The sequence below is a fragment of the Streptomyces sp. NPDC127190 genome, from assembly GCF_042672505.1.
Lineage (GTDB): Bacteria > Actinomycetota > Actinomycetes > Streptomycetales > Streptomycetaceae > Streptomyces.
The window spans coordinates 104,760-112,374 of record NZ_JBHXVE010000014.1 but is presented as its reverse complement, the minus strand read 5'-3'; the positions used below and the strand labels follow the sequence as shown (position 1 = coordinate 112,374).

Here is a 7,615-nt window from a genome sequence, read left to right as displayed (position 1 = left end):
GCCGCCACCCCCGCCGTCGCCACGGGGCGGGGGCGGCGCCACCGGCACCCCTCCGCGCCGGGGGGGCTGCGGCCGGCCGGGCTGGCGGCCGGGGTCGCCGCGGCCGACGACTGGCCCCGCCACCGCACCGACCCCGGCCGCGAACAGACCACCGGCAACGACCCGCTGCTGGTCGGCGGCCAGGGCGCCGCCTACTACAGCAGCCTCACCTCCGACGTCCTCAGCCGCACCCTCACGGCGCTGGGCGGCGGCTGGACCTCGCGCGGGCGCAGCGTGCAGAGCCTGGACAACGCCGTCACGGACGTCCTCTTCTCCGTCGGCGCCCGGGTGCACAGCCCGCCGCCGGGCCAGGCCGGTCCGGTGCGCGTCACCCGCCGGGACGTCCCGCCCCTGGTCACGGTGCGGGCCGCGCCGGAGCGGCGGCCGTTCGGCCGCTCGCCGTACCGCAACCAGGAACTCCTGCTCGGCAGCCGCGTCTACACCGTGCCCCGGCTCACCGTGGCGGACGACACCGGACGGCAGGTGAGGTCCGGCCGGGTCGGCTCGGGTACCGCGGCGGCCCGCCCGGTGGTCACCGCCCGCTGCCCGGCCGGGACCGAGGTGCACCTGTGGGCGCCGTACTACTCCGGGACCGCCCGGCTCGCGCGCGGCGGCGCCGGGCCGGCCCGCTTCCACGCCGCGTATCCGCGCAACCGCGCGGCCATGGCACCGCTGGGCACCGCGCCGGCCTCCGGGCGGGTGCGGATCGAGCTGAGCCCGGACCGGCCCGGCAGTATCCCGTCCGGCGCGGTCGGCTGCCTGGACACCGGGCGGCTGCGCGCCGCCGCCGCCCGGCTGACGGCGGGCGGGGCCACCCGCGTCACCGTCTCGGACGGCACCCTGCGGGCCCGGCTGCCCGCCGGCAGCGCCGGGATCGCGGTCGTCGCGGCCCCCCGGATCGCCGGCTGGCGCTGCGCCACCGGCGCCGGGCCCGAGCGCCCCGCCGGGCGGTACCACGGTCTGATCGCCGTGCCGCTGGAGCCCGGCACCACCACGCTGACCTGCACTTTCCATCCGCCCGGCGAGCGGCTCGGGCTGACCGTCGGGGCCGGTTCGCTGCTCGCCCTCGGGCTGCTCGCGGCGCCCGCCGCGCTCCGCCGCCGACGCGCCCCTGCGCCGCCCGCGACCACACCGCCGCGCGAGCGCCTGACCACCGCCCGCTGACCGCGTCCCTGGGGGGAACCCGCCATGCTGATCTCGATCGTCGCGCCCTGCTACAACGAGGAAGCCGTCCTCGCCCGCTTCCACGAGGAGGTCCAGAAGGTCGCGGAGGAGCTGCTTCCGCTCGGCCACGACATGGAGTTCGTCTACGTCGACGACGGCAGCCGGGACGGCACCCTCGCCGTCCTGGAACGCCTCGCGGGCCTCGACGCCCGCGTCCGGTACGTCTCCTTCAGCCGCAACTTCGGCAAGGAGGCCGCCCTGCTGGCCGGTCTGCGGCACGCCGCCGGCGACTCGGTGATCGTCATGGACGCCGACCTCCAGCACCCGCCGGAGCTGATCAAGCGGATGGTGGCCCTGCGCGAACAGGGCCACGACCAGGTCATCGCCCGCCGCGACCGCACCGGCGACGGCGTCACCCGGACCCTCACCGCGCGGCTGTACTACCGGCTCGTCAACCGCCTGGTCGACGTCGAGCTGGTGGACGGCGTCGGCGACTTCCGGCTGCTGTCGCGCCGGGTGGTGGACGCCGTGCTCGCGCTGACCGAGTACAACCGCTTCTCCAAGGGCCTGTTCGCCTGGGTGGGCTTCCCGAGCGTCACCTTCGACTACCCGAACGCCGCGCGCGAGGGCGGCCGCAGCTCCTGGAACCTGCGCGGCCTGCTCAACTACGGCATCGACGGCCTGCTGTCCTTCAACAACCGCCCGCTGCGCGCCGCCCTCTGGCTCGGCATGGCCCTGCTGCTGTGCGCCGGGCTCTACACGGCCTGGATCGTGGGCGCCGCCCTCGTCCACGGCGTCCAGACACCCGGCTATGTGACCATGATCACCGCTGTGACGGCCCTCGCGGGCGTGCAGATGGTCATGCTGGGAGTGATCGGGGAGTACACGGGACGCATCTACTACGAAGTGAAGGGCCGCCCGCACTTCCTGGTGAAGGCGACCAACGTGGAACGGACGAAAGACCTCATCCCTTGATCCCCAGGCAGATATTCACCTTCGCCGCGGTAGGCGTCGTCAATACGGCCGCCTATTACCTGCTGTACCTGCTGTTCCTCACCTGGCTGCCGTATCTGGCCGCGCATGTGCTGGCCTTCGCGATCAGTATGGTCGGCTCCTTTTTCCTGAACGCGCGCTTCACCTACCGGGTCCGGCCCACCTGGCGGAAGTTCCTGCTGTTCCCGCTGACGAACCTGGCGAACTTCCTGATCACCACCGCGGGGGTCTACGTGATCGTGGACGTCCTGCACGCCGGCAGCCGCTTCGCCCCCCTCGTCGCCTCGGCGGCCGCCATCCCGATCACCTTCCTGGTGTCCCGCTGGGTGATGCTCCCCAAGTCGATTGCATAAACGTGCAGCGATACGTATAGTCATGCCATCCAGAGGAGGGTGGACATGGCGGTACGTGCGGCGGTGGCCGGAGCGAGCGGATACGCGGGCGGAGAGGTCCTGCGCCTGCTCCTCGCGCACCCCGAGGTCGAGATCGGTGCCCTGACCGGCAACACCAACGCCGGCCAGCGGCTCGGCGCGCTCCAGCCGCACCTGCTGCCGCTGGCCGACCGGGTGCTGACCGAGACCACGGCCGAGGCGCTCGCCGGGCACGACGTGGTCTTCCTCGCGCTGCCGCACGGGCAGTCCGCCGCCGTGGCCGAGCAGCTCGGCCCGGACGTCCTCGTGATCGACATGGGCGCCGACTTCCGGCTGAAGGACCCGGCCGACTGGGAGAAGTTCTACGGTTCCCCGCACGCCGGCACCTGGCCCTACGGCCTCCCCGAACTTCCGGGTGCCCGCGCCGCGCTGGAGGGGTCCAGGCGCATCGCGGTACCCGGTTGCTACCCCACCGCCGTCACCCTCGCCCTGTACCCCGCCTACGCGGCCGGACTCGCCGAGCCGGAGGCGGTGATCGTCGCCGCGTCCGGCACCTCCGGCGCGGGCAAGGCACCCAAGCCGCACCTGCTCGGCAGCGAGGTCATGGGCTCCATGTCGCCGTACGGCGTCGGCGGCGGCCACCGGCACACCCCCGAGATGATCCAGAACCTCAGCGGGGCGGCCGGGCAGCGGGTCGCCGTCTCCTTCACGCCGACCCTGGCGCCGATGCCCCGCGGAATCCTGGCCACCTGCAACGCCAAGGCCGTCCCCGGGGTGACGGGGGAGTCGCTGCGCGCCGTCTACCAGAAGGCCTACGCCGACGAGCCCTTCGTGCACCTGCTCCCCGAGGGCCAGTGGCCGGCGACCGCGTCCGTGTACGGCTCCAACGCCGTCCAGGTGCAGGTCGCGTACGACGGGTCCACCGACCGCATCATCGTGATCAGCGCCATCGACAACCTGACCAAGGGCACCGCGGGCGGTGCCGTACAGAGCATGAACATCGCCTTGGGGCTTGATGAAGGCACCGGGCTTTCCACGATCGGAGTCGCTCCGTGAGCGACGCACGTGCAGCCACCGGGCCGCAGACAACGACGAAAGCCGCACCGGCGCGCTGCACGGGCGGAGAAGCGAACGAGGAGATGCAGTGAGCGTCACGGCAGCCAAGGGATTCGCGGCGGCGGGTATCGCCGCCGGGATCAAGGAGAACGGCAACCCCGACCTGGCCCTCGTGGTCAACAACGGGCCGCGCCGTGCCGCCGCGGGCGTCTTCACCTCCAACCGTGTGAAGGCCGCGCCGGTGCTGTGGTCGGAGCAGGTCCTCAAGAGCGGCCAGGTCTCCGCCGTCGTCCTCAACTCGGGCGGCGCCAACGCCTGTACGGGCCCCCAGGGCTTCCAGGACACCCACGCCACCGCCGAGAAGGTCGCCGAGGTGCTGGGCCGGGGTGCCATCGAGGTGGCCGTCTGCTCCACCGGTCTCATCGGCGTCCTGCTCCCCATGGACAAGGTCCTCACCGGCGTCGAGACGGCCGCCGCCCAGCTGTCCGAGCACGGCGGCGAGAAGGCCGCCATCGCCATCAAGACCACCGACACCGTGCACAAGACGTCCGTCGTCACCAAGGACGGCTGGACCGTCGGCGGCATGGCCAAGGGCGCCGGCATGCTCGCCCCCGGCCTCGCCACCATGCTGGTCGTCCTCACCACCGACGCCGACCTCGACAGCGAGACCCTGGACCGGGCCCTGCGCGCCGCGACCAAGGTCACCTTCGACCGGGTCGACTCCGACGGCTGCATGTCCACCAACGACACCGTCCTGCTGCTCTCCTCCGGAGCCTCCGGCGTCACCCCGGAGTACAGGGAGTTCGCCGAGGCCGTACGCGAGGTCTGCGCCGACCTCGGCCGCCAGCTCATCGGCGACGCCGAGGGCGCCAGCAAGGACATCAAGGTCGAGGTGGTGGGCGCGGCCAGCGAGAAGGACGCCGTCGAGGTGGGCCGCTCGATCGCCCGCAACAACCTCCTCAAGTGCGCGATCCACGGCGAGGACCCCAACTGGGGCCGCGTGCTGTCCGCCATCGGCACCACCTCCGCCGCCTTCGAGCCGGACCAGCTCAACGTGGCCATCAACGGCGTCTGGGTGTGCAAGAACGGCTCCGTCGGCGAGGACCGCGAGCTGGTCGACATGCGCTACCGCGAGGTGCACATCGTCGCCGACCTGGCCGCGGGCACCGAGACCGCGACCATCTGGACCAACGACCTGACCGCCGACTACGTCCACGAGAACAGCGCCTACTCGTCATGAGCACTCGTAAGCACACGGCCCTGCCGAAAGCGCAGATCCTCATCGAGGCGCTGCCCTGGCTGACCCGGCACCACGGCAAGATCGTCGTCATCAAGTTCGGCGGCAACGCCATGGTGAACGAGGAGCTGAAGGCCGCCTTCGCCCAGGACGTCGTCTTCCTGCGGCACGCCGGCCTCAAGCCGGTCGTCGTCCACGGCGGCGGCCCGCAGATCAGCGCCGCCCTCGACAAGCACGGCATCGTCAGCGAGTTCAAGGCGGGCCTGCGCGTCACCACCGAGGACGCCATGGACGTCGTACGGATGGTGCTGGCCGGACAGGTCCAGCGCGAACTGGTCGGCCTGCTCAACCAGCACGGCCCGCTCGCCGTCGGTCTGACCGGCGAGGACGCGCACACCATCACCGCCGTCAAGCACCAGCCGGAGATCGACGGCGAACTGGTCGACATCGGCCGGGTCGGCGAGATCACCGGCATCGACACCGGCGCGATCGAGGCGCTGCTGGCCGACGGCCGGATCCCGGTCGTCTCCTCGATCGCCCGCTCCGAGGACGACCACCATGTCTACAACGTCAATGCTGATACGGCGGCTGCGGCACTCGCTGCGGCACTGGGCGCCGAGACCCTCATGGTCCTCACCGACGTCGAGGGCCTCTACGAGGACTGGCCGAACTCCGACGAGGTGATCAGCCGTCTCACCGCCTCCCAGCTGGAGAAGCTGCTGCCGGAGCTCAGTGCCGGCATGGTGCCGAAGATGGAGGGCTGCCTGCACGCCGTGCGCAACGGCGTGACCACCGCCCGGGTGATCGACGGCCGGGTCCAGCACTCGATCCTGCTGGAGATCTTCACCGACGAGGGCATCGGCACCATGGTCGTGCCCGACGAGCACAAGGGGGACGCGCAGTGACGGGCAACCAGGAGCTGACCCAGCGGTGGCAGGGCTCGCTCATGAACAACTACGGCACCCCGCGGCTGCCCCTGGTGCGCGGTGAGGGCACGAAGCTGTGGGACGCCGACGGCCGCGTCTACCTCGACTTCGTCGGCGGTATCGCCACCAACGCCCTCGGCCACGCCCACCCGGCGATCGTCGAGGCCGTCGGCAGGCAGATCGGCTCCCTCGGCCATGTCTCCAACCTCTTCATGGCCGAGCCCACCATCGCCCTCGCCGAGCGGCTGCTGACGCTCTTCGGCCGCGAGGGCCGGGTCTTCTTCTGCAACTCCGGCGCCGAGGCCAACGAGGCCGCCTTCAAGATCGGCCGGCTGACCGGGCGCACCCCTATGGTCGCCACCAACGGCGGCTTCCACGGCCGGACCATGGGCGCCCTCGCGCTCACCGGCCAGCCCGGCAAGCAGGAGCCCTTCCTGCCGCTGCCCGGCGAGGTCACCCACGTCCCCTACGGTGACGCCCAGGCCCTGGCCGCCGCCGTCACCGAGGACACCGCCCTCGTCATCATCGAACCCGTCCAGGGCGAGAACGGCGTCGTCGTCCCGCCCGCCGGCTACCTCAAGGCCGCCCGCGCGATCACCGCCGCCACCGGTGCCCTGCTGGTCCTGGACGAGGTGCAGACCGGCATCGGCCGCACCGGCACCTGGTTCGAGTACCAGGCCCACGAGGGCGTCCTGCCCGATGTCGTCACCCTCGCCAAGCAGCTCGGCGGCGGACTCCCGCTCGGTGCGACCGTCGCCTTCGGCCGCGCCGCCGAACTGCTCCAGCCCGGCCAGCACGGGACGACCTTCGGCGGCAACCCGGTCGCCTGCGCGGCCGGCCTGGCGGTGCTCGACACGATCGCGGCCGAGGGACTGCTGGAGAACGTCAAGCGGCAGGGCGAGAAGCTCCGCCAGGGAATCGAGGCCCTGGGCCACCCGCTGATCGATCATGTCCGTGGTGCCGGCCTGCTCCTGGGTATCGTGCTCACCGGGCCGTACGCAGCGCAGGTGCAGCAGACGGCCCAGAAGGCCGGGTTCCTGGTGAACGCGCCCGCCCCCGACGTCGTGCGGCTCATGCCGCCGCTGAACCTCCGCGACGACGAGACGGGCGCGCTGCTCCAGGCACTGCCCGGCATCCTCGACGCAGCGAACCCGGTGGACGGGGACGGACGATCCGGAGAATGAGACGACGATGAGCCAGGCGCAGGACCAGGAGCAGGCGGCGGGGGCCGGACCGGCCGTACCGCAGACCCGCACCGCACGGCACCGCCGGATCGTGGACATCCTCAACCGGCAGCCGGTGCGCTCGCAGAGCCAGCTGGCCAAGCTGCTCGCCGACGACGGGCTGAGCGTCACCCAGGCGACGCTCTCCCGGGACCTCGACGAGCTGAACGCGGTCAAGATCCGCAACAACGACGGCGACCTGATCTACGCGGTGCCGAGCGAGGGCGGCTTCCGCACCCCGCGCGCTCCGCTGGGCGAGTCGGCGAAGGAGGAGCGGATGCGGCGCCTGTCGCAGGAGCTGCTGATCTCCGCGGAGGCCTCCGCCAACCTCGTGGTCCTGCGCACCCCGCCGGGCGCGGCCCAGTTCCTGGCCTCGGCCATCGACCAGGCAGAGCTGCACGACATCCTCGGCACCATCGCCGGTGACGACACCCTGCTGCTGATCAGCCGGAACCCGACCGGCGGCCAGGCGCTGGCGGACCACCTGCTGCGCCTCGCGCAGAACGGGCACTGACCGGCACCGGCACACCCTGCGGGGTACCGCCCGGCGGCGGACGATGAAGAGGTGGTCCTCCGTCGCCGGCGGGCAATCCCCGGGCGGCCGCC

General features: G+C 72.2%; 7 protein-coding genes and 1 pseudogene. All 8 read left to right on the top strand.

All coding sequences use genetic code 11. The annotated features are described in order from the left end of the window. A pseudogene (locus tag ACFVIU_RS22130) lies at positions 1-1,203 on the top strand (hypothetical protein); the annotation flags it as partial. 24 nt (positions 1,204-1,227) lie between these two features. Further along, entirely contained in the window at positions 1,228-2,178 is a 951-nt protein-coding gene (locus ACFVIU_RS22125) for a glycosyltransferase family 2 protein (RefSeq protein WP_385844482.1), read from the top strand. Next, positions 2,175-2,549: a GtrA family protein gene (locus ACFVIU_RS22120; RefSeq protein ID WP_385844481.1), complete on the top strand. Its 375-nt coding sequence runs from the start codon at positions 2,175-2,177 to the stop codon at positions 2,547-2,549. The genes ACFVIU_RS22125 and ACFVIU_RS22120 overlap by 4 nt, the downstream gene beginning before the upstream one ends. A gap of 45 nt (positions 2,550-2,594) precedes the next feature. After that, the gene (argC, locus tag ACFVIU_RS22115; protein ID WP_385844480.1) at positions 2,595-3,623 is read left to right on the top strand and encodes an N-acetyl-gamma-glutamyl-phosphate reductase; all 1,029 of its coding nucleotides are present in this window, start codon (positions 2,595-2,597) and stop codon (positions 3,621-3,623) included. A gap of 88 nt (positions 3,624-3,711) precedes the next feature. Next, entirely contained in the window at positions 3,712-4,863 is a 1,152-nt protein-coding gene (gene argJ, locus ACFVIU_RS22110; protein ID WP_385844479.1) for a bifunctional glutamate N-acetyltransferase/amino-acid acetyltransferase ArgJ, read from the top strand. Continuing rightward, a complete protein-coding gene (argB, locus tag ACFVIU_RS22105; RefSeq protein ID WP_385844478.1) occupies positions 4,860-5,765 on the top strand; it encodes an acetylglutamate kinase in 906 nt (301 codons plus the stop codon). Before argJ ends, argB begins: the two co-directional genes overlap by 4 nt. Beyond that, positions 5,762-6,970 carry an acetylornithine transaminase gene (locus ACFVIU_RS22100; RefSeq protein ID WP_385844477.1) on the top strand — a complete coding sequence of 403 codons (1,209 nt, stop codon included), beginning with the start codon at positions 5,762-5,764 and terminating at the stop codon, positions 6,968-6,970. The genes argB and ACFVIU_RS22100 overlap by 4 nt, the downstream gene beginning before the upstream one ends. 7 nt (positions 6,971-6,977) lie before the next feature. Continuing rightward, a complete protein-coding gene (locus ACFVIU_RS22095; RefSeq protein ID WP_385844476.1) occupies positions 6,978-7,523 on the top strand; it encodes an arginine repressor in 546 nt (181 codons plus the stop codon). Positions 7,524-7,615 lie beyond the last annotated feature (92 nt).

Excerpts from the sequence above, each read along its gene's own strand:
- ACFVIU_RS22125 (WP_385844482.1), top strand. The coding sequence starts at position 1,228 with ATGCTGATCTCGATCGTCGCGCCCTGCTACAACGAGGAAGCCGTCCTC.
- argC (WP_385844480.1), top strand. The coding sequence starts at position 2,595 with ATGGCGGTACGTGCGGCGGTGGCCGGAGCGAGCGGATACGCGGGCGGA.
- argB (WP_385844478.1), top strand. The coding sequence starts at position 4,860 with ATGAGCACTCGTAAGCACACGGCCCTGCCGAAAGCGCAGATCCTCATC.
- ACFVIU_RS22095 (WP_385844476.1), top strand. The coding sequence starts at position 6,978 with ATGAGCCAGGCGCAGGACCAGGAGCAGGCGGCGGGGGCCGGACCGGCC.